This window comes from Nitrososphaera sp. AFS (assembly GCF_009898475.1).
Taxonomy (GTDB): domain Archaea; phylum Thermoproteota; class Nitrososphaeria; order Nitrososphaerales; family Nitrososphaeraceae; genus Nitrosopolaris.
The window spans coordinates 1-23343 of sequence record NZ_QURE01000015.1 but is presented as its reverse complement, the minus strand read 5'-3'; the positions used below and the strand labels follow the sequence as shown (position 1 = coordinate 23343).

22 protein-coding genes are annotated in these 23343 nt (G+C 37.8%); 7 read left to right on the top strand and 15 right to left on the bottom strand.

What is annotated here, in order from left to right:
* Nucleotides 1-535: hypothetical protein (locus DYY65_RS03535; protein ID WP_162476608.1), on the bottom strand; the 535-nt coding region annotated here is incomplete at its 3' end.
* A 573-nt stretch (nt 536-1108) separates the two neighbouring features.
* Between DYY65_RS03535 and DYY65_RS03530 the strand changes: the two genes are divergently transcribed.
* The 5 genes from DYY65_RS03530 (at nt 1109) to DYY65_RS03515 (ending at nt 7539) form a co-directional block, all read left to right on the top strand.
* Nucleotides 1109-1375 (top strand): hypothetical protein, encoded by a 267-nt coding sequence (locus tag DYY65_RS03530; RefSeq protein WP_162476607.1) that lies wholly within the window; start codon nt 1109-1111, stop codon nt 1373-1375.
* Nucleotides 1376-2051: 676 nt separating this feature from the next.
* Nucleotides 2052-2180, top strand: a complete 129-nt coding sequence (locus DYY65_RS12690; RefSeq protein WP_255457446.1) for a hypothetical protein — start codon at nt 2052-2054, stop codon at nt 2178-2180.
* A 132-nt stretch (nt 2181-2312) separates the two neighbouring features.
* Entirely contained in the window at nt 2313-3425 is a 1113-nt protein-coding gene (gene radA / locus DYY65_RS03525; protein ID WP_162476606.1) for a DNA repair and recombination protein RadA, read from the top strand.
* A 446-nt stretch (nt 3426-3871) separates the two neighbouring features.
* Entirely contained in the window at nt 3872-6484 is a 2613-nt protein-coding gene (locus DYY65_RS03520; RefSeq protein WP_201449302.1) for a DEAD/DEAH box helicase, read from the top strand.
* A 614-nt stretch (nt 6485-7098) separates the two neighbouring features.
* A complete protein-coding gene (locus DYY65_RS03515) occupies nt 7099-7539 on the top strand; it encodes a hypothetical protein (RefSeq protein WP_162476605.1) in 441 nt (146 codons plus the stop codon).
* A gap of 523 nt (nt 7540-8062) precedes the next feature.
* Here the strand turns inward: DYY65_RS03515 and DYY65_RS03510 are convergent.
* A complete protein-coding gene (locus tag DYY65_RS03510) occupies nt 8063-8467 on the bottom strand; it encodes a cyclophilin-like family protein (RefSeq protein ID WP_162476604.1) in 405 nt (134 codons plus the stop codon).
* Between the two features lie 415 nt (nt 8468-8882).
* Here DYY65_RS03510 and DYY65_RS03505 point away from each other — a divergent pair, with 415 nt between their 5' ends.
* On the top strand, nt 8883-9227 hold the full coding sequence (locus tag DYY65_RS03505) for a hypothetical protein (protein WP_162476603.1): 345 nt from the start codon (nt 8883-8885) through the stop codon (nt 9225-9227).
* Between the two features lie 140 nt (nt 9228-9367).
* Here DYY65_RS03505 and DYY65_RS03500 read toward each other — a convergent pair whose 3' ends face one another.
* From DYY65_RS03500 to DYY65_RS03485, 4 genes are all read right to left on the bottom strand, one after another.
* The gene (locus DYY65_RS03500) at nt 9368-9775 is read right to left on the bottom strand and encodes a hypothetical protein (RefSeq protein ID WP_162476602.1); all 408 of its coding nucleotides are present in this window, start codon (nt 9773-9775) and stop codon (nt 9368-9370) included.
* Nucleotides 9765-11270, bottom strand: a complete 1506-nt coding sequence (locus DYY65_RS03495) for an ATP-binding protein (protein WP_162476601.1) — start codon at nt 11268-11270, stop codon at nt 9765-9767. The genes DYY65_RS03500 and DYY65_RS03495 overlap by 11 nt, the downstream gene beginning before the upstream one ends.
* A gap of 705 nt (nt 11271-11975) precedes the next feature.
* Nucleotides 11976-12569, bottom strand: a complete 594-nt coding sequence (locus tag DYY65_RS03490) for a hypothetical protein (protein ID WP_162476600.1) — start codon at nt 12567-12569, stop codon at nt 11976-11978.
* Nucleotides 12569-14074 (bottom strand): terminase large subunit domain-containing protein, encoded by a 1506-nt coding sequence (locus DYY65_RS03485; RefSeq protein WP_162476599.1) that lies wholly within the window; start codon nt 14072-14074, stop codon nt 12569-12571. The genes DYY65_RS03490 and DYY65_RS03485 overlap by 1 nt, the downstream gene beginning before the upstream one ends.
* Before the next feature lie 587 nt (nt 14075-14661).
* Here DYY65_RS03485 and DYY65_RS03480 point away from each other — a divergent pair.
* Nucleotides 14662-15120, top strand: a complete 459-nt coding sequence (locus DYY65_RS03480; RefSeq protein ID WP_162476598.1) for a hypothetical protein — start codon at nt 14662-14664, stop codon at nt 15118-15120.
* A 242-nt stretch (nt 15121-15362) separates the two neighbouring features.
* Here DYY65_RS03480 and DYY65_RS03475 read toward each other — a convergent pair whose 3' ends face one another.
* The 9 genes from DYY65_RS03475 to DYY65_RS03435 all read right to left on the bottom strand — a co-directional run bounded on the left by DYY65_RS03475 (nt 15363) and on the right by DYY65_RS03435 (nt 22607).
* On the bottom strand, nt 15363-15692 hold the full coding sequence (locus DYY65_RS03475; protein WP_162476597.1) for a hypothetical protein: 330 nt from the start codon (nt 15690-15692) through the stop codon (nt 15363-15365).
* A gap of 74 nt (nt 15693-15766) precedes the next feature.
* Nucleotides 15767-15973 carry a hypothetical protein gene (locus DYY65_RS03470; protein ID WP_162476596.1) on the bottom strand — a complete coding sequence of 69 codons (207 nt, stop codon included), beginning with the start codon at nt 15971-15973 and terminating at the stop codon, nt 15767-15769.
* Nucleotides 15970-16350 (bottom strand): hypothetical protein, encoded by a 381-nt coding sequence (locus DYY65_RS03465; protein ID WP_162476595.1) that lies wholly within the window; start codon nt 16348-16350, stop codon nt 15970-15972. Before DYY65_RS03465 ends, DYY65_RS03470 begins: the two co-directional genes overlap by 4 nt.
* A gap of 2 nt (nt 16351-16352) precedes the next feature.
* Nucleotides 16353-17027: a hypothetical protein gene (locus DYY65_RS03460; RefSeq protein WP_162476594.1), complete on the bottom strand. Its 675-nt coding sequence runs from the start codon at nt 17025-17027 to the stop codon at nt 16353-16355.
* 543 nt (nt 17028-17570) lie between these two features.
* Nucleotides 17571-19574, bottom strand: a complete 2004-nt coding sequence (locus DYY65_RS03455) for a hypothetical protein (protein WP_162476593.1) — start codon at nt 19572-19574, stop codon at nt 17571-17573.
* A gap of 200 nt (nt 19575-19774) precedes the next feature.
* Complete coding sequence (locus DYY65_RS03450; protein ID WP_162476592.1) at nt 19775-20164, bottom strand: hypothetical protein; 390 nt, start codon at nt 20162-20164, stop codon at nt 19775-19777.
* A gap of 477 nt (nt 20165-20641) precedes the next feature.
* Complete coding sequence (locus DYY65_RS03445; RefSeq protein ID WP_162476591.1) at nt 20642-20839, bottom strand: hypothetical protein; 198 nt, start codon at nt 20837-20839, stop codon at nt 20642-20644.
* Between the two features lie 133 nt (nt 20840-20972).
* Nucleotides 20973-21230, bottom strand: a complete 258-nt coding sequence (locus DYY65_RS03440; RefSeq protein ID WP_162476590.1) for a hypothetical protein — start codon at nt 21228-21230, stop codon at nt 20973-20975.
* Nucleotides 21231-21305: 75 nt separating this feature from the next.
* The gene (locus tag DYY65_RS03435; protein ID WP_162476589.1) at nt 21306-22607 is read right to left on the bottom strand and encodes a tyrosine-type recombinase/integrase; all 1302 of its coding nucleotides are present in this window, start codon (nt 22605-22607) and stop codon (nt 21306-21308) included.
* Nucleotides 22608-23343: the final 736 nt, after the last annotated feature.

Genomic DNA, 23343 nt, shown 5'->3' with positions numbered 1-23343 from the left:
CATTTCCAGCTGCTTTGGTTGTATTAGCTGCTGTTGCATTTCCAGCTGCTTTGGTTGTATTAGCTGCTGTTGCATTTCCAGCTGCTTTGGTTGTATTAGAACCTATTATACCTACATGCATCATTATGGATCTTAATAACGTCGCATCACTGATGGAGAAGCATACAGGTATTATACTACTGTGCTTCATTATTGTTCCCAGACCGGCCATAGATTGATTCCCTTGACCACTCATCATCACTCCTGACTGGTTCATACTACGTGCCATCATGCTACCTATCATCGGTTTTTCAGACATGTTTCCATTGATAGACATACATAACATGGGCGTTACCGTAACTCCTAGCCTAAATCCAAGCGTCATATTCTTTCCATCATGCAGTTGCTCCATCATATTAGCTACTCCTTGTGGACTTCCGTGCTGTGATTGCATATATTGGATGGCAGAGACAGAATTTGTTGTTGCAGCGAGAACTAGTGCTACTATCGTAATTCCCACTATGCCTGCAGTAAAGGTTTTATACATTAATTTCATAGGAATATTTTGACCAATAAATAACTTTTATTTATGAATCTGCATCGAATATTTATGTTAATTGCATGCGCCAATCGCGAAACGCATATATCGAACCCGGCCCCAATTAATATAATAATTGTTACCACTGATGGTGCTACAGTTCAGAGTGATTTTAGGTACATAGTTCTAATTAATGTACGTGAATAATTTATCTCGTACAAAATAATCTACATATCCTGATGCTGCTCTCATTTGCTATCATATTTTTCTTCACGGTTTTAGGTACTTGTACCGATGCTCAATTAATGGAATCTTCTTCTGTTACAATTCCAAAAATTATGGAAAGTAAACAATACAAAATTTAGCTGAATGAAAATCGACTGATTGATTGACTAACCTATCGAGACCAATCACACCACATTACTAATCAGACAAGTGTATAAAGCCTTCATCCAGATGAGTCAGCTATTAACCAGACTTTTTGCATGCTGGTAATGTTAAAAGTGGAACCAATAAGCAATTTTCAGGTGATTAATATGATTCGGTTTTTAGTAAAGTTAAATATCCGCAGTTGATTTATTAATGAATTGAATGAATGACCACTCAACTTGCGATCCAAGGAACAAGGCATACAAGAATGGAAAAACCTTTGAAGAATGTAAGGTGGAAGCAAGAAAAGCGTCCTCCTTTCTATCGGAAGAGATATCACTATACAGTGAAATCTCTTGGAATAGAATTCTGGAGATCTCACATCATGACGAGATAGTTTATAAGTTGACCTTGAAATTTCTTAGGGAATTGGGTTACGACATCGGTAATTATAATACGCCCAGAGTGACAAAGAGAATAGAGCTTTAAGAATTTTCAAATAATATATCGATAATAGTGTGACTGAGTCAGAATTTTATAATCGGTTGTTTTTCTACATATTTTATCCATACTACTCTCTACCTATCGATCTAAATTATTAGAGGAATATCCACATGTATGTACAGTTAAAAAATAAAATCGGTTCAAAAAACCCAAACCAAGAGAGTTTAGGCCTTTCTTACTTGTTGGAACCTGCGCTCATGGCACCACACCATCGAATCTTAATGTGCGCCAATTGAATCAAGTGAGCCAAAGGGCAATTCCAACTAGACGGACTAAACATCAGCATATCTGAGATCAAAAAATCCTTTCTACAACTTTGTTAATATGAGTAGATTGATTTAGTTTCGCGTTGCGCTTTCTATCATCTAACCCTTTTAACAAAGTGCTAAGGCATTATTTCTTTAATTTCGTTAGCACTTTTTCTTTATTTGTTTTGATTTACTTCCGTTTTTCTATACCATCTCAATCCAAACATACCTGACATTCCCTCTAATTATCCCAGACCGAAGTACTACCGACCTATAATATGCAATATAAGCAACCTGAGCCTTTTTATCTTCGCTGATTTATTGGTTAACTTCGTTTCCCAATTCTCAATCATTATAATTGATTATCAAATAATAAATCTAGACTATTAATATTATGCTTGATAATTCAGATAATGGAAGCTTACTCTAGACCGATCGATTACCATGAAATTGACCTACACAAATCCATAGGGCTGAAACTTAACACATCAGTATTAGAAGGTGAGCATGATTCATCCGAACTCGATGATCTGGACACTTAAATCAGGACGAGGGAAAGAAACATTTGAAGCAATAAAATTTAGTAAATCCAAATTGTAACTACTACCCCTCCCTCCCCACCTACTAAGTACTTTTCAGTATTAATATAACCAATTATATTACATAGTGAAAGCATGGTAGACAGTATTACAAAAGAATCTCCTCATGTTGCCAAAGAGGACGATATTAATGCAATACCTAAAGCCTCAACTGAGGCCATAGATCTAGAAATTCAGGACATTGAGGGTATTGGCCCTACTACAGCAAAGAAGTTAAAGGAAGCAGGTATTGTTTCGGTAATGGATCTGGCTGTAACAAGCGCAGATGAGTTGGCTGTGGATATTAACACATCAAAGGAAAGTGCTGCCGCATTTATAATGGCAGCTCAGAAGCTTTTGAGAGATTCTCGTATTATAGAAAAGGAATTTGTTACTGCAGATGTTGCCCTTGAAAAAAGAAGATCGATGCTTAGATGTTCCACAGGATCACGCACTTTAGATGAACTCTTATTGGGGGGAATAGAAACGCAAGCTGTAACTGAGTTTTATGGAGAATTCGGTTCTGGAAAATCACAGATCTGCCACACATTATGTGCAATAGCAAGGCAACCTGTCGAATCTGGTGGAATGGATAGTGGCGTAATTTACATAGACACAGAGGGAACTTTTAGACCTGAAAGAGTGGAGCAGATAGCTAGGTCCAGAGGACTCGATCATAGACAGATATTAAAGAGCATTGCAGTATGCAAAGTATACAACAGCTCCCATCTTGAATTAATAGTCAAAGATCTAGGTAAATATGTTAACGATTTTAACGCGAAATTAGTAATAATCGATGGTATCATTTCTCTACATAGAGCTGAATTTGCAGGAAGGGGTACCTTGGCCGATAGGCAACAGAGGCTCAATGGCATGCTGCATAAGGTTATAAGATTAGCAGAAATATTTAATGTTGCAGTAGTCATTACTAACCAAGTTCAATCATCTCCGGATACCTTTTTTGGAGACCCTACAAAAGCAGCTGGCGGTAATGTAGTAGCACACTCCTCGACTTATAGGATATACCTAAGAAAGTCTGGAGAAAATAGGCTGGCAAAGATGATGGATTCACCGTATCATCCATATTCCGATACTAAATTTACGATAAACGATAAAGGAGCAGACGATATTGACGAAGAAGTAACATCAAAGAAGATAGGTGGTAAGAAGGGTAGTAAATCAATAGCATCGCCAACATCAGATGAATAATTCAGTTTTTTACTTTATACTTGTTAGTAGCGGAGTTTGCTAAACAGCTGGAACAATTCCCTCATTTCGAATAGCCAACATACTACAGGAAATAGTGGAAGTCGTTTCGGAAGTGGGTCGGATATTGGACACAAAACTATTCGATCAGATTTGATCAGGTGTTCTGCTGACTCATCGGTTAACTCAGCGCCATCTTACGCTGCAGGGGATTACTAGGATGCGACTACTTTGTCATATAAGTATCTTTAAGATTCTAAAGGAACCAAAAGGGAACTAATAATTTGATCCAATCCGTGTTAGTATTAGGAAAGACCCACTTTAGAATTTATCGGTTAAATTAAAGGAACTCGATTGTTAGTTGGTTTCATAGTTTCTAGTAATTACGCAATCTATGAAGCATAGTAGCGTTTTATAGGGTATATCACAAAATAAGAAATCAAATGGGGATGAAATCAATCGTATCTAGGTATAGATGCCCTAGGTGCAATATTTTCAATTCAATTAATGTCAATAGAATTTTTGATGGGCGGATGTTGTTTAGCTGTTCTGAATGTAATATTTGTGCAGTGGTACCAAAGTATGCTGATGTAGATGGTCACGATTCTGCATATTTAGAATTTTTAGACTTGTATGACAATGGACATGTAGCTAACAGTGATGATTTAAATGTGACAATGCAGCAGGAGAGAATTTTAAGACCCCCACAAGAAATTGACAAATTGCTTGAAGTAAATAACTATGGATCAAATAACAAGTTACTCAGAAAGATATTACATTCTCAACAAGACTATGTTGTAGAATACAGATTAATTCAGGATTCGAATAGTGGAATAAGATGTCCAGTTAGTAAACTTTCTATCGACGATAGGCTAGTTTCAATATTAAGCAAGAAAGGTATCAAGCATATTTATGAATTTCAAGAAGAATCGATTAACAATATTCTGCTCGGAGAGGATGTGGTTCTTGTAGCACCGACTGCATCAGGGAAAACTGAGGCATTTTGTATTCCAATACTACAAAAGATATCAGAATATTTGCAATCCTCATGTTCGAAGTCAAATCAAACAAGACCAATAAAAGGTCAAATACATGCAATTTTTTTGTATCCTACGAAAGCACTTTCAAGAGATCAACTTCCGAAAATAATGACACTCGCAGCGAGTCTCGGGATAAGTGTAGATATATTTGATGGAGATACACCTCGGGAAGAGAAGAATAGGATATTATCAGTAGCTCCCCAAATAATCATTACAAATTTTGATGTGCTTCATTACCATCTCATGCACAGAACGACATTTTCATTTGCACTTAGAACCTCTAAATTTTTGGTCATAGATGAAGCTCATGTATATACTGGAATATTTGGAGCAAATATCCACTATATTGTAAGGCGGCTTGAAAGGTTATGTACGAATCAGTTACAAATAATTGCTGCCTCTGCTACATTACCAAATGCCGGTCAATTCTGTAAAGCACTATTTGGGAGGGAGATGAGAGTTATCCGAGGTGAGGGGAGAAGAGGAAAGGTTAATTTCGTAATGCTCTTTCCATCTTTGCGTTCCAATAGGTCGCTTGTTATTGACCTTGTTAAGCAAACTACTGCAGAAGGTCATAAAACAATTGCGTTCAATAATTCACACCTTGGTTCCGAACTATTATCTTTTTATCTATCTAGGCAAGGAATAAAAAACAAAGTTCATAGAGCAGGATTATTACCTTCTGTGCGGAGAACAGTAGAACAAGCATTCAAGTACGGGAAGCTAATGACAATTTCTGCTACCCCAACTTTAGAGCTAGGGATTGACATAGGTAATGTAGATGCCGTCATATCTGGCATTGTACCAATCAATAGGCTAACACAGAGACTAGGTAGAGCCGCAAGACGAGGTCAAGAAGGGTACGCCTTTTTGGCATTGGGAAACGATCCAATTAGTCAGTATTATTGCTTACATCCAGATGATTACTTTGCAGACCAGGAACAGGTCTATACTGACCCTTCAAATCCCTTCGTACAAGAATACCAAATTCTTGCCATGGTTTGTGATAAGCCTATCTCCAAATCAGAATATGAAACTGATGTAGCCATGAGTAAAACTATCCAAGCTCTTGTTGCTAGAGGTCTGATAATCCAAACCGAAAAGTCTTTTGTACCTAATTTTAAGAAAGCCTATGAAATCCTTGATGAGTATAGTATCAGAGGTATTGGTAATACTATAGACATATTTTTTAGTAAGGTGCGATTAGGAGAACGCGCACTACCAAAAGCAATCGAAGAACTTCATGAAAATGCAATATACTTTCTATCTGGTAGAAGATACCAAGTAAGGAAATTGCATTATGATACTCAACATAAAGAATATCCATATTATGCAGAACTTGTATCTGTTCCAGATGATTACCCATATTATACTAAAGCGTTGGTTGAGGAATGGCCTAGCATTATTGAGGTACATGAACAAAAGAGAGCATTTGGAATTGAAGTAAAGTATTGTTCTTTAAAAATCCAGAAAAAAGTCACGGGATATACCAATATTGAAATAGGACAGGAAACTATGCAAGGAAAAAAGATCATATTCTCAACACCAATTGAATTCGAATTCATTACTAAGGGATTTGTATTCAGAGCACCAAGACCCATAGACATTCTCAATGATGCTAATGATGAAAATTATGTGGAAATGAGTGGTTACCATGCATCAGAACATGTGTTGATTGAAGGAAGCAGTATGATAACAGGTGGAGCTTCTCAGGATATGGGGGGAGTGTCACTTGGTTCTTCTGGTCTGATCTTTATTCATGACTCAGGTATTGGCGGGAATGGTGCGAGTAGAGCCTTATATGATAAGTTTGACGTTACAATGAAAAGAGCATTAGCAATACTATGTGAGTGCCCTTGTAAAGTCGAAAGTGGGTGCCCTAGATGTACGTATTCTTATAGGTGTGGAAACAATAACGAATATTTACATAAGATGGCAGCCAAAGAAGTCTTAGATAGGGCAGTTTCAGGACAACAAACAGAAATCGATCAGGATATTCCTGCTGATCTTACACTTGTTTGATCTATTCATTCAGGGCTGCTATAATCTATCAAAGTATTTCTTCCTAATTCATTAAATATCAAGAATACGAATTATATCGAGTCCTATCAGCATATTATAAAATGATTGCAACAAAGTATGAGTAATAGCAATGCTATCAAATAGAATACAATATTATAACCTAACTGGGAACACTCCAATCAAATGTATTGCAGTTAGATTTGTTATGTATGGTTGGCACCTAGCAGGCCAGCCGGCTGCTGGTATTTATGCTGTACCTAGTACGAATGGCCAACCTGCTCTCGCCACATAAGTATGCAAAGCTTCTACGTTGTGCTAGTGTCACGGGTACATGGATCCATTATCAGAAAAAGGTTCAATTCTGATGCTGTCTGTATCATCTTTATCTTTCAAACCTTTAGGCTTTGGGAGGGTCAGTGGACTACAGCGAGGTATCTGGGACTGCTAGGTATCAGAAACTTATTTTAGTCTGCAGTGCCAAATATGTGCTGAAATCTTCGGGGAAACGTTATAATTGTACCCAATTTCTGTTAAATTTTCCCAAGAGTTTACCAAACGAGAGACTTAATAGTTTTATATGAATTCATGGTCAGAATTTGGAGAAATTTCAAAAAATGGAACAATTAAATATTTGTGACATATTGCGTTCGATTTCTGACGACAAGGCACTTACCATTTTCAACACCATCGCCTTATCAAACGGTAGCGCTACAATTGCAATTAGTAGATTAAAACTGACAAGAAAGCAATACTATTCAAGAATGTCTGCAATGACAAACGCAGGTCTTATAACTAGAAGGAATGGAAAGTTCTTCCTTACCTCATTTGGTAAAGTAGTTTATCAAGCACATATTCTAGTTGGCAAGGCACAACAAAACTATTGGAAACTTAAAGCAGTTGACGCCATTGAATCTTCCAATGATGGGTTAGCCACTGAAGATCGGAATAATTTTATTAACAATTTAATTATGGACAGTGATTTAAAGCAAATACTCCTAAGCGGCGACGAAATCAAGGACAATAGTCGAAAGTTAATAGCGTTACAACAAACTTAATATCTTCGATAAAATATCGATTTTTGAGGCCACGGCTTCTTTATTAATTCAGTGATTTTTTTTCGGGCGCGGAGAAAAGAAATTCTTTTTTATTTCTGGGTCTGAAGGAGCTTCATATAGCAAGTCTTCTGGCACGTCTTTATATTAATTCAGACTATCTTAGAGTGCGCCCTTTAATTCACCTATTTCTTCTTTTATGGATTTCATCCCTGAACTTGGTGAGCCATCTTGATGTTCTGGTAAACAGGTTGTCAACGTAATAACGGACGTAAGTACATCATCTTTTTGGATTACTTATTAATCTGACTCCTGCACAATCCTGCCAACCAAATAATCGATTGAAACTGCCTTTCTGATTAAACATCCCAAACATAGAGGGATGTATTTCTGTCAAAAGTGTCACGGTTTTATTTCTCCAGAAGACATGAAACACGAAACATGAAACATGAAATATATTTTGAAATTGAGATCAACTTCTAAAATTCTTTCCTATTTTTATTGCATAATGTCACTCTGCTATAATTTATTGTGCCTTCTCTACTAACGCTTTAGTTGTATCCATAACCTTGTCTATGACATTGGTTTGGTCCGAAATGACGTGTCCAACAACATTAACAGGAGAGGCAGGTACAATCTTACCTGCCTTGCTGATAGGCGTAGACCCATAAAATAAACACAGTGCCTTACCTTCAGGCCAGTACGCTACATCTAGAAGACTAACTTCTAATTGTGCATTTTCTTGTTCAGCAGTTATAGAAGTTCTATCAGTGAAAAGTTCTTTACCCCACTTGTTAAAATTAATTGGTAGGCTGCTTAGTATTGCTGCAACTGTTTGAGGTGATTTAGAATTATCCAGTATAACTTGTACAGTTTCATTGAGTTCATAAAAAAATATATTAATAATGTTTGAAACACCACTTTTGGCCAAATTATTTTGTCTCCCAGACGACTTTGGCTGTCATATACTCTGTTAATAAAGGTTATGGCGGCAACTTCCTATGTATAAGTTAAGACTCTTCTCTGCATTTAGGACACATCTGAGAAAAGAGGTAAACGGACTCAGCTTTCGGGTTATACCCAATAAAGAAAGACTGCATCTGCGGATGGAAGTAACCTAAGAAAGACTGCATCAGCGGATGGAAGTAACCTTGCAAGTTGGACATTACGTTGATTAGTTTAGTCTCAAGTACCATGAGAACCTATTTCTTTCTGTATTTATTGAGTCCTGACAAAACCCGTCGTATAGTTGACAGAATTATTGGGAGCCCTCTGACGTTAAACTGCATTTTATATTATTATAACCTTTAAAAGTCTCTTCCCTCAAGTTGACTTGTCAGCTTCATATGGACGATTTTAATAGGATACAAGGTTCCCCGAACGCAGGACTACATACGAACGTCATAATTCAAAGTTTCATGAAAGAGCTTTGCAGGAGAGATAATGAAGATAACCGACCTGAGAATCGGAATTATAGACCTGATAGTGAAGGCCGGCAACTAAATGTGTATACTGTAAAAGAGATATGTGAACCAGTATTAGGAGGATATGATTTACATAACGTGATAGTTAAACTAAGAGGATACAGAAATGAAAACAGAGACAATGAGCCTTTTAATTTCTTGGATAATGAACAGAAGGTAGAGTTAACAGACATAGGACGAGCAAGGTGTGGGGAGTACGGCTTGTAGTCCAAATTGCGCTATTAGAGCTCTAAGTATATAGAGTAAACTCATAATTAGACGCTAGTGGAGCTTAGCATAATTGTAGTCGGCCTGTAATTTTGGCATAATATTATCTTCGAACAGCTCTTCATCCGTTACACATCACATCATTGCGTCATCCCTAATTCTTTCTTCGCATTTTCCTGATCTTCAGTTTTCATGTAGCAACGCCTAATTTTCCTGATCTTGGTTTTCTTTCCCCAATAACCTTGAACGCGTTCGTGGTCCACATAAAATGCCCATTTGAAATTTTTTCGTGACTTATCAGGTCTATAACTATTGATTCTTCCAGGTTTTCCACAAACAGGACAGTGACTAATTATCTTGGACTTAACTTTATTTTTTTTTCTCTGTAAAAAAGAATCGACCGATTTGTATTCCTGAAATTCGCAGAATTGTCCATTATCATGAATAACTTTGATTAGGACCGCCCCATCAGGGAGTGTTTCGGAGTATTTTTCAACTCCTAGTGCCCCACAAACCAGACATGGGTAGTACTGATTTTCAACAGACATTATCTAACACCCGATCGTAATGTCTAAAATATTCATCCGTTGACATTTCTGAAGCTCCAGGGAAGGCATCTAAACCTGCTCTTACTAACAAAGGCATCACTCTGTGTTTTATATTTGGGTCCCTTGGACTAGCTCTTAGTAGGATATTTGATGCTGGCCTATCTAAATTAATAACAAGTCGATTTGGAGCAGAAAGGTAAACCACGGGTTTATCTCCCGCTTTTAATGGAATTACAGTTGGTTCTGGTATTACTCCTTTTCCATGAGATAGAAGATTAGGTGGCGCTAGAATTTTATTTCCGTTAGTTCCTTTTGTTACTCGGCAGTGACTTTCTTCATTTCCGAGTTTATGACCTTTTCCATCACCAAGAGGTTTTGCAATAATCATGTTTGCATCTTTATCTAAAACCCCGCGCTGCTCAATACATTGATCCTGGGGTTCTCCACTGAGATTAGACAACGTCCCCATTCCTGCCTGGTGTGAAATACTTCCAGACAAAAATGGCTTGGTCAGCTCTGGAAAGAGATCAGAAATTTCCTTTATTACATTTACAAATGATTCACTGATCTTTTTTTCTGATTTTACGTCTTTTTCTATATTGTCTGCTTTCTTATCAAAATAACCCTCCAGATATCCCATTAGTCTAGTCATAAAATCTACGTACACTTCATTTCCCTCGTAGATTTCATCTCTAGAAGTTGTAAGCTCCAATTTGTCACAATTTATCCAGCCTTCTACTTTGTAGTCAAAGCCCTTGTAACAAACATGGATTTTTTTAACAAATATATCAATGTTATCGGTTTTCGGTTTTTCAACTTTTTTTAATTTCCCATATATCCAAGTGTTATCACGCAATTGAAATAATGGGCTTCCTTCGGGATCAAAACCCTCAGGCTCCATGACTCTCGTACCATTCACAAATATTTTTGCTCCTCCAGCTATTCTGAGAGCAAATGTTTTGGATAAATACTCCTTTACTCTGTTTTCTGGCACTATTTTTTTAGCTCGTTTTATAACTACTTTGAGTCCACGATGTGGCAACGCCACTTGACTATTCATATGATCAATTTTGACATCGTTAGGGTCATCCGTTAAGATAATATGTAATCCAACTTTCTCGTTGTTGCTGAAAAATTCAACCCTATTGATTGAAGACATACTGAGAAAGCTCATTTTGCCCATTCCCTTTTGACCTATGATTCTATCACTCACCTTTTCGTATGATGAAATTTCTTCTCTAACTCTCTTTTGACCTTCAGCTATGGTCAGGAATTCCTGAAGGTTTTCAATTCCGGTTCCCCAATCTTCTATCACGATATCACCTTCGTAATCAGTGCAAATTTCAATACGAGCAACTTCCTTTTCCCGATAAGGATCACATGCATCCAGTCCGTTACTGGGACCCTCTCTGTAAACTACTATTGGATTTTTGTAGACGTACTTCGAAATTTCTCCGATCAAGCCACGACCAAATCGTTGCCTTTCTATAATCATTAAATTTACTATTTTACAACGCCCAATATAAGCCTTATCACACTAGTCACATAATAGCATACACAGTATACTAATACGCCTTGTAGCACCACTCAAGCCAAGATGATTGTTAAACGTCTCAGACGATGTCAACTGTAGAGAAGTTAAAGTCCATAGACGATGACTAGAAAAGGATCATAGCAGAACTAAAGACAGTCATTAGACAGGAGTGCAAAAGCTGCCATGTTTATGTACACGTTGTACAAGGCTAGAATTGGAATACATGTAGCAATGATAACTAGTAGAGTACACTCAGAGAATTATTAGAATTTGCGTCAAGAAGATTGTTGAGATAATATGATACCAATATAGAGGAATCTACTAGACGTTTGGTGCACACACTACCACCAAACGTACAGAAGACTGATCTAGAAGATAAACGGGAAGTATACCACGTGCAAGAGCCTCCAGGCCCAGTATGAGTTGATTCTAAACGATTACATTAACACCGTTTTTTCACAGCTGACCACTACATGTGAAGGATGCTTTTGTAACCTTAAAACTCAGGTAAGTAAAAGCTGTCGCAACTGAATTGCTGATTGTAATTATTACGATATCATTCATTTAGTCTTTCTCACATAGACATAATCCGTTTGAAGGCCGCCATAGACATTCAGCCTAAACTCTCCCAAATTCGCATTTTTGTGCTCGGATATCTTTATTGCTTTAGCTTTGGTCAACCTTATGAGCTCCCGGTGCAACTATGCCTAAGAAACGTTGCAAGTCTTCCTCGTCATCCTTGTCTAAATCCGTGTTAGACTTTCTATTACTGGTTTTTGAAACTACAAATGAGTTTTGTTCATAAGTTCGCTTTTGATAACTTGGGTCCATTTTTTCAGTATATTTACAGTTGAGACAATACCACTTCCAACGGCCGTCTTTCATTCGAGGCAAAAGCGACGGCTTAGGTAGGTTGTCTTTGATACATTTCGAGCAATAAACTGCCCCTCCTTTGATTTTAGTAGGCCATCCCGTGAGCTCCACTTTAGAGGCAGGTTCCTTCATGTAGTCGCAGCATGACTTACACCATAGGTAAACCTGGTTATCAGTTAGCTCACGTTCTAGCCTTTCGCAATATTGCGGATTAATATTATTCCATTTAAGAAGGTCGCCCTTTGAGCCTGGTATTAATTTGACATTACATACTGCGCACCAAACACTTTCACTAGGAATATCCCATAGGTCAAGGTTGATTCGGTGTCTGTCTTGTAGATATTTTTTATATTCGCTTTGGTCGCCGGTCACTCCGACTATTGGCATCAGTTGTCAGCTCCATAGACGGCCATTCGAAAACTATCAAGTACATCAGAGCCTTTACCGTGAGATAATGGGCCTTTTAGGATATTTCCCTCGACGTCTTGGCAACTGTATAATGCGTTTCTAAGAGTCGTACAAACTTGAGGTATTGATACTAACCTTTGTTCAAGACACAACCTAGCATAACTGAGCATTTCCTTGCTTGATTCATTGGAGAATAATAGAGGAACTACAACCATCAAATTCTTTAGCGGATTATACTGATTCAATATCTTGCTTTTTTTGAGATAATCAATATGAGCTTCATACTCAACCTGATCTGTTGTGTTGGCCTTTAAACGTCGAATGAACCTTTTATCACTTGCATCAACCCATATGTTTTTGACATTAAATTGTTTATACAAACTTATTATCAACTCAACCATGTTATCTTCACTTTCTGAAAACTCGTCGCTAACTATGACTTTCTTTAGGCCGTTGCGTCTGTCTATGCCTAGTAATGTGACACCAAAGCGAGCTGGCGACCATCCGGGGTCGCAAGCCATTACGTAATAAGTTGGGTTTATTTCCATTTGATTATCAAAAGCAAAGTCAACTGACTCAATAGGAAACGTACCAGTTACAGGACTCCAACGAAGCTCAAGCTCTCTGGCGAATGTATTCGAAACCTTCTTGATTCTATCAATGTCTGAAGGCAGAAATATCTTACCGAAACCAAACTTGTAATCCATTTTGAGCCTTCGCCATACTGTGTCTGATTCTGGTTCATTGAATATTTGATCCATCAGATCATTCGGAGCTGAAGGGCTACTCGTGAACAAACAATAGGGGTTTGATTTGTGAAAGTATCCAAGTATTACATCGAGAATACCTTGCGTTTCGTTAGTATTCCACCAACTACTTTCATCTAAGAATATGAATGAAACGTTGGCTTTACCTCTACCTGCTTCAGTATGTCCCGCTGCGGGATAGCCCTCAATGTGAACGCCGTTAATGTCTACATAACTAGCTGCGCTGTCTTCGAGATATATACCACCGTTACGAAAGGTATTTTTTATTCTTTTGACGATGTTATTGGAGAGGCTTTGTCTGTTGCCAGTTATGACCATCATCTCAGAGCCTTTTAGGCTGTCATCTTTGGTACAAAGATAACTAATTATCCTAGTTGCCAGTTCTGTTTTTCCAAGTCCTCGAGCTGCCAACAAAGCCAAATGGCGGTCTTTATGATTACCTTCAACCTTCATAAGCTCGTTGAATATTGTCATTTCATAGTCGTAAATTGGTAAAGGGCCTCTACCTGGTTTAGTTGGTAGGCCTATAGCTTGATTCCAGTCTTCGAATGATAGGCCCTTTAACTTGTCCAGTCCACTAACGCTAGAGGTTATATCTACGGTGGCCTCATTTGGCAGCTGTATTTTCTGCTGATACCTTTGTACTACTCCCCTGTCAACTTCTAAATAGTCTGCTATTTGGCGGTATGGTATACGCTTGCGTGTCCACTCTATCACTATATCCTGCTGAGAACGTGTCAAACTTGTAATTTGTCGTGTCATATGTGTCAATTTTAGTTCAGTCGCTAGCCATTTTCAACAATTTGTCGTGTCATATGTGTCAATTTTAGTTCAGTCGCTAGCCATTTTCAACAAGTGATAAGCACAGCAAAATGTAACATGGTCATCGCCGTAATAGTGACACCTGCAGTCGTTCATTTTTTAACTCTCCTAGCTATCATCTTCAAAGCCTCAAGCTCAGCCAATATCTTTTTGATGTTTGGTTCATAAGCCTCACAAGCACAAAATGAGCACCTAGTGTCTGTGCCGTCGTAAGTGAGCCTAGAGTGTGCAAATAAATGGTGTCTACAGAGGCAATAGGCCTCGTCTAATATCCAACTCATATCTTTTTGGAAGCGTTTTTCAACAAACTACAAACTACGTCATCCATTGACATACCATAAACCGCATGTTTAGCTAAAAGGTCTACAGTTGACTTTCTAAGACGAACTGTTTTCGTTTCTTGTGACATAAACACAATGTTGTAGGAGTGCATTAAGTGAACTAAGTAGTTCTCTCGAAGTTGACCGGCCTAGCCGCCGTTTGTGTTAAAAGAGTGGGTTGACTTGAGCCCATACTGGAATGTATTAGAAGCTGCTTCAGAGCTTAGAGATAACCAAAAAAGAGGTTTTGCAAGCTCAAGATATTGGAATGATAAAGGCCACTTCATAGGCCTATTAGGAGAAATGGTTTATGCCATTAAAACCGGTCAGGAGATTAACTTAGACTTGATAATTTATGGTGATGGTGGCATAGACTTTCGCGATGTTGACGTAAAAAGTAGTCCCTATTGGAGATCACCATATTTGTTAATTCCAGTTGGTAAACCAATGAGGGTTAATAACTATGTATTAGTTGGCATAGATATCCCGAATAAGCGTGGCTATATCATAGGTTGGGCTACCAAAGAAGATATACTAGTAGCTGAGAGGGTTAACTTTGGTTATGGTGAGAGCTACCGTTTAACCTCTAACCAACTTAGGACAGGCTTACCTTACTTGTAAACTTCTTGAATCCGGTGATAGGCCTCATGCTGCAAGATTATGATAGTATCATTAGGAAGGTACTCACCGCATTCAAGGCATAAGATATCGCTTCGTTCGGCCTCCTTCGTCGGCCTCACTCCGCTCATACTAAAACTCCTGAAACTAAACCTTTTCCTAAAACGTGCGAAGCTCTATTATATATAATATATAATATATAATATATAATAGTAGTTAAGCATTTGCTTAAATGTTCTTTAAAACTAAACTAACTCCTTGATTGCTTCCTTCTGCTTGGCCTTCAGCTCGTCTAGGAAGGTAGGTAATTCGTTGTATACTCCTGGCTCTAAAATGACTTTACCCTTAAGTATTGGCCCCTTAACCTGTTCAAGCCTAGCGTAGCAGTCCTTACAGAAAGGTTTAGCTGTGGTATTTGAAACCCCTACTCTCTTATGACTACACTTAAAGCCAAAGGGCATTAACGCGTCACGAATTAATATCATTTCTATTTCTTTGATAGCAAGCTCGTTATCATTGCCCAGCTCTAGGAGCTTTCTGTAAATGGCAGGTGGGATAAAGCCAGATATTCCCATTTAGACTTCAAAAATAAAAGCCGACTATCCTTATTGACTACCGTGGATAGCCGACTGTCTCATATCAAAGATACTCATTGACTGTTATGACGTCGCATATCAGGCCCGCGTACTCTTCCGGCCTTATCCGCTTTTGACAAACTGCTTTGAAAATTGTGTATTATGTCACCAATTTCTACAGGTGTGAGCTTAGACTTTCGTTTTTCCACGGTATTACCGGAAATATAAATATCCGAGAACCCCTCCGCATTAAAGCCGTATAAGGTGCATTCTTCTGTCATTTTTTCAATCCCTGCAGGAGGGATTTGATTTCTGAGACTGATTGTTCTAACCTTTCAAGTCTAGCCTGGAATCCGTTCTCATTCATTCGTTTCCCGCGTTCTTCTAAGCTATTACGCCAGAGCTCTGGAAAAATTGCATCTACCGAATCACGGCCTTCAATTGTCTTCTTTGGTGGATTAAGCTGCGGATCATCAAAGAGTTGGTTGCGAGTACTCTCAAAAGGATTAATTGGTACGAGTTTTCTGTTTTGTTGCTCTAAATGAGCGCTATATAGATTAGGGTCTTCGAGATAACTAACCTCATGGTTAATTGTACCACTTGGAGTATTTTGTATTAATTTCTCCTTTTCTAACTCGTCTAAGTCACCTTGTCGCATAGCTAATACCTACTTTCCAAATGTTCTTTGCAGATTAGCCACGCTGGTTTATCTGATGAAGCTGATTTCAGGTTTGATTGATTCTTTGCTTCTACTAAGGCCTGTTTCCACTTACCGACGTTCTCTATGCCAATTTTTGGTATGTATTTTGTAGCAGCTGATAAGCGAACCTCCTGAGGAAGTCTAACTTTAGCATTAACAGTACCATCCGTATCATCAACGCCATTTGTCACTATAGAGCAAATTCTAGAAATACTGTCTTCACTTGTTCCGGGCCCAAGTAATTGCAAGACTCTTTCTCGACATTTTGACAGTCTCGTTTCAGGTAGCGACTTCTCTACCTGTTTATCCTTCGCAACATTATTTCCTGGTACAGAAGGGCCTGGGCCTGGTGACATTTTGGTATTAGTATCCTCAACACCTCTCCAAATATCCGCACCCAAAACTTGTAAGGCCTGTTTTACGAGAGCTTTTCTTGCAGTTGCAGAGCTCGTTTTAAACTTTTTATTCTGTTTGTGTACTGCCTTTATGAGATTAGCGGAGAAGTTCATTCGTTGATTATAGTCTTTTATGAACGGTTCAAGCTGTTTTGATATGGCCTCTAGGGCAACTGAAACTGATTGTATTTGAGCCGGATGTACTTTAGTCGATGCTTGTTTAACTAATATTTGTGCCAATTACGAAACCTCCCTTAGACTATGATGGCCTGATCCGCAGTTGCGACAAGTCTTTTGCTCTGACCTCATAAAGCCGCCTCTACCGTCAGAATATTTTTGGTGTAAACTTTCAATTTGGTCATCTCTGTAAACTGTGAGACAATGACTGCATTGGAGCGTCAATTTTTAATGTCCCGCTTTGCGCTCTTTAATAATACATTCAGACAGTCATTAATTGTCATACCGCTGTGTCCGACCTTTTTAATAAGGTCTAAGTTTTCCGGTGTTATTTTGGCAGTAGTGTATTTACTGCGTTTGGTTAGTGAACCTAATTGTTCCAATAGGTGTTAGGAGTATATCTCGGTATACGAGAACTAAAATTAGGCTTTTTGAGCATTTGATAATAGCTGATTGGGCCCTCTTTTTGTCTTATTGGTCATAAAATAATTAGAGGGTGCCAGTCAGTAACTTTTGTGAGTTCTACGAAATTCTTCTTTGTCGTCTTTGAGTTGTTGTTTGATGGATTTTACTTCCGACAAAAACTCATACAGACTACTAATAATCTCATTTTTGGTCAGTTGTTCCGTCATTATTATGTTTGATTTTGTCCTCTAATGCATGAGAAGTAATCTCAATCTTTCCTTTAGGCCGCTCCTCTTCCGGTATAACTTTGGAAATCATTGCTTCTAGTCTATCAAGCCGCTTTTCCATTTTCTCGTCTGATGTTAATGATGGAGCTTCTTTATTCGTTAATGTCCTTTCTGGTGGGGTTTCACCCATGTATCTAAGTAGTTTTTCTAATCCACCCTCTAATTTATCCATCCGTTCCTGCATTGCTTCATGTTTCAAGTCCCAAAGATATTGATCCCTTCTACGTTCTCGTATTTCTATTTCCTTGTCCTCAATAATTTTATCCTTCTGTCTAATTTTCTTATCTAGATATTTTTCCTTATCAATGGTCAGCCATTCTAGGGCACCCCACCATTTAACAATCTGGTCTAATTTCCCCCATGCATCATAATGTTCTCCCATTGCTGGCAGCTCACGGCCCATAAACCAAGCAATCTCTCTCTCACTTAATTTTGGTGTTACATTATGACCTAGAACAGTTTCTACATAAGACCGAAAACCATTAAATAATTTAACCCTTTTCTTCATAGGTTCTAGGTGGTCTTGTCGTCGACGTGAAAGATATGCGTTTATACCCGTGTATGTTAGAGGAAATTCTTCGGGATGTGTTATTTTATAATGGTCTATATCATATTCAGTTCTAAAAACAGGTGACTCCGGACATTTTTCCTGCCATACTCTGATATCAAATGGCTGGTCCTTTAGCTCTGTACCAAGTTCGCCATCCCTTTGGCGTTTTGCTAACATCTGATTTACGAGGTTATGGTATTCAGGGGTTGACCAACATGTATAGTAAACTGGCTCTCCATCCCTACTTAGGTCTTCAGAATATATTCTCATTTCATATATCGGACTTTCTTCATATTCAGGTATTTTTAATAAAAAGTCTCGTCGCTGTTCGTAGGCTAAATCCTCTAACGGGTCTTTCAAGTCTTTTATCCTTAAAAAGCGCTCGCGTTCTGGATATTTTATACGGTCTACAGCACTCAATACTTGATAAAGTGCGCCTCTTCTACAACCACTCATATAAAATGAAATAACTGCCTTGTAGGTCAAATTAGAGTTATCATACAACTTTTTTATTTGTTCTGCCGTGTAAGCCTTATCATACTCCGGTTTTTTCTCCTTGTCCGCTGGTACCTTTGCGTATTGATAGATACGTTGCCAAGGTAATGTAGTTATACCATTCAGCTCGTAGATATGTTGAAGTTCCCAAACCGTTCTAGTTTGGGATCTAACTGCTACCTTTTTTACCTTAACAAGTTCCTCCCCAACAAACCCCGCTCCGACTATTTTCTCGAAGTATCTGTTATTCTCCTCCAGCGTATCAAATTTTAGATACCATGTCGCCAACTGCTGCCAGTCATCCAAACATAAATATTTCATGAGCCATCTGGCGGCCTTTAGACGTGTTTTAATAGTGAGTAAGTCGACGTTTTCCTTGACAATATTGCCATAGAAACTATCAATCTTTCCATCCCCAAAGCAAATATTACATGTCTGTTGGCCGTTTCGTCTTCCTGTACCGTCACAATAAGAACATTTCACTAATTTATCCGGCTCTGGTATAGCTGCTCTTTGTTTTGCTTTATATTCAGCTATTTCATTGCCTCTTATAACTCTCTTACCCTGTCTCTTTAGACGATATAACTCAAATAACACAATAGCCGGACTGATTTTAAGAGTCGTAGCTATTTCCGTATGAGTCTTGTATGCATTATTAAGCTCCAATATCTTATCTCTGCGTTCTTGGTAGTCGACTAAATCCTCATTATTTGGGTACCTTTTGGAGTCACTTAAGTCGCGTAATATCGTCCATTTGGGCCAGCCAGTCTCCTTAGTTATCTGTCGTACGCTCATAGTCTTTCTCATTTCCACTATCTTATTCCTACGTACTATGCGCTCTGCATTGGGTAACTTTTGAGTCTTATTGGTCATACATCATGTGGCGTGACACTGGTGCGTATAAATATGTTCTGATTTTAGGATGCTGTATAGTATTAAATCAGTACGGAGTAGCTACTATAAAGCCATCCAAAATATAATTAGTTTTTTGCAACTGGCCTTTTATTTAAACCATGACCTAACAACTCATACTTCTAAAACGAATTTAGTATCAAAAATGAATGAAATCAGGCTTACGTCGTTCGTTCTATCCGTTGGGGGGATAAGTTTAACCCATGTCCTTGACAGATTTCGCCCTGCGCATCCCAAGCAATTTTTAATTCCCTATCTATATTTTCAAACCTCAATTTTACATCTGGTAATTTTCTTCTGACAGCCTCTTTGGATTTTTCGAGGTCATCTACATACACACGAAGCGCATAACAGAGTATTTCCCGATATTCAAACTCATATTTGAAATTGTCATAGGCTTTTCCAGCCAGTGTAGCATTTGCTTCCAAATCACCCGTAAAGATATCACTGTCTATCATAACCTGTTTGTCCTCCTTATCCTCCTTCAAACTCCTTAGTTTCTTGATATAGTGTTCTATTGCCCTCTTGAGCATTGCAGGTCTTTCTGTCATATTTTTAGTCCATTACCGGTCACTACTAAAGTTTTTATTAAATTGCGTTCGTTCGGCCTCACTTACAACATTAACTTTATCCTATGGTTCTGTAAATAGAAAATAAGGCGCTGGTAATGGGTCCAAGTCTGTGACAGATATCCAGCTCGCTCCTGGATATGACTTGGGACTGTGAGCACAACTCAAGCCAGCGCCTAACGTATTTTTTCTGTAAAGGATCTAACGACAGACGAGTATTAAAACATGTATACAACATATAGAATGTATGAATGATCTACATGTCGGTTTTTGACTAGGTTCCTTTATTATGTACTTATGTATATTATAATAAGCACAACGCATATCGTGGCAGACTATGACAGGTCTAATTCTCTACTCAATGGCCAGTTGTAGTCTGCTTGTTTCGTTCCCACACACCTTAAGCCGGTGGCCATGTGTGTTAAGCGAGAGCACATATGGCCCGCTGTCGTTACCTCTTCAGTCTATGATCTCTTTGAAATTTAACCACTTAACTAAGTCATGTTTAGTTTGAGACCTGTCAGACTCCTCCAATCCTTTACGTTTATCAATTTCCATCATCATTAATGCACTGTCTAAACGGTTTTCCTTACAATAGGTCATAAATTTATCATAAGTTGACCTTGGAAGCTCTATGTCAACTGGAACTTTAGGCATACTATCATCTCCCTATCCTAGCCATAATGTCCAAGTCTTTGAGCCTCTTCTGGGCTGAGTATTTCATGGTATGACCATGAGCCTCATATATTGATAATAACTTTCTATCCTCAGTATTAATCACTTTTCTATATCATTCTTCGTTCAAGTGTGCAAAAAGTAATAAGCTTGTCTGACCATTAATAGTTGGGGCGTAATTACTTAGGGCCAGTGCTATTGGAGTAGCTTTTTGGCCTTCTACTTTTTTTGACTCATTGTATTGCTCAAGCAAACTCACTATGGGTTGGCTTAGTGTCTTACCTTCTTTTTCTGCTTGTTGTTCTACCTCCATAACCGTGTCGACTTTGTCAACAGGATTCGAAAAACTAGAAACTACATGTTGGCTTCTCAAAATTCTTTCCACATAACTGGCATTTTTTTACTGCTTTTTGTGGATATCTGAAACTAATCATTTTTTTAGCCTCTTTTAGACTACCTTCTGTCTACTTCTTCGCATACTATCTAGAAGCATCTTGATTAGACCGGCCCTCTCTGATTCAGCCTCATCAGTAGTCTTTGGTTTATCAGTTTGTTTATTGACTATACTCAATATTGTGTCGGCTAGGAATTCAGAGTTATACCGTTCTACCTCTTCTTGCATTTCCCGGCTTATTCCTCTTGTGATATCTATGATACGTTGATCTTGTCCATTTTTCAGTTGAGAAATTTGCCGTTTTAGCTCTTCAATTTCCTCCTTGCTTTGTGCTAGCTTAGTTTCTGTATCTGCGCCTTTTGCTTCAAGTTCGGAGTAGTCTAGATAAGTAAGATACGGTTCGACCTTATGGAATATCTCTAGTTTTTCAGCTTCTGTCTTGCGGTAATAAGTTGACCCTGAATGGCCAAGAAACCACTCGCTATAGTCCTGGTGTCCCAAGTCGGATATAGTACTTTTAACAAAACGTCTAAAGCTATGAAATGTAAACTTACGACGTTTGTTATCTTCATTTCTTGCTTCAAAGCCATTTTTGTCACATAACTCAACAAAATTATGATTTAGTATTACATACAAATTGTATGGGGTATTCGATATTTCACGCCTACCTGTTGAAAAAAATAGGTCATCTGGGCGAAATGGTCTTGTGACTATCTTTCTTTTGCCGTCACGTGTTACTATTCTTCTTACTCTTTCTCTATATTCTTTCCAATTTTTCAAGTGTTCTACGCATTCTTTTGTTAGATATACATAACGTGGTCTATTTGTCTTTGTATATTGTGCTCTTAATATGACTTTATGATTACTCCAATCTATATCTTTTAGACGTACAGACAAAGCCTCCCGTGCTCTCATTCCCGTAGCCGCCAGAAGCAAAATGTATGTTTGTAAACGCTTATCATTATTACAAGCAATTATTATCTTTCTTATCATATCTTTTGAAAGTGCTTCAATTTCTACACGTAACTGTCGTGGAGTTCTTACTCTTAGTTTAAAAATAGTTTTAGAAATTTGAATTTCATTGAACTCTAGAAAATTTTTAGCTATTGTAAGTTTTCCCACAATACTTGAATTTGAATAGTTCTGTCTTTGTTTCATGTCTATATGATATTCACCCATCACGTCATACACATCAACTGCTTTCTTTCTAAGAGAGTCCAAAAAAATATCTAAGTCTTTTATTCCATATTTTTTTGCTAAAAAAGCTTCAAAGTGCCTTAATCTCGCATTGTATTCTGCCGCTGTGTTTTTTGACTGTACTGCTATTAGCCTACAGAATTCGTCCTTTTTCGACAATAATACTCAACAGGGATAAGGACTAATATAATGTTTTAAACACAAATATATTTATTAAATTATTCATAATCCATATACCTCTGCCTTTAGTCAAACAATATTATTAATGTTTAATTGTAAAATTTCAAATATTGGGTAAATCTCTCTATCTCATTTTTGATCAAATTGTTTTCGGAAATCTTTTTTGAAAGAAACCCAACTGATTTTAGTTAGCAGTTGAAAAAGAAAAATTTGTCTCGTAAAGATCTGGGTTGCATTACGCGTATACACATCCTTTGTTTTTAAAACTTTGTAGCGAAATTCAACTGCGAATCAGGCCAGATGTTTATAGTATGGATAAATAGTTCTAGTGTCCCTTTTGACGTTTCAGTTATCCATTCTCTGGAATCTATCAATTTTAGCCAAGTTACCTTAGAAAATCATTAGGAAAAGGACCACTCGATTTAGGTGGGGTTTGAACAAGATACCGATTTGGTAGAGATTGGCTATATAACGATGCATACAAATCGATTTCTTTTAAAACTTCAGAGAAAGGCTAAGGTGAATCCGGTCAGGTGTTTAACCTATAGATTGATTAGTCTAGTATGTGCAATTCTTATTTTAATTGATTGCAAATAATGATAGTCGTTTGTTGAGATAAAGGTACTACAATTACTTAATAGACGAACTTCAAGTCTGCGCCCAATCAACTGGTCAATATTTTTAACATTATCGAAACAGGACACATTTTATACAA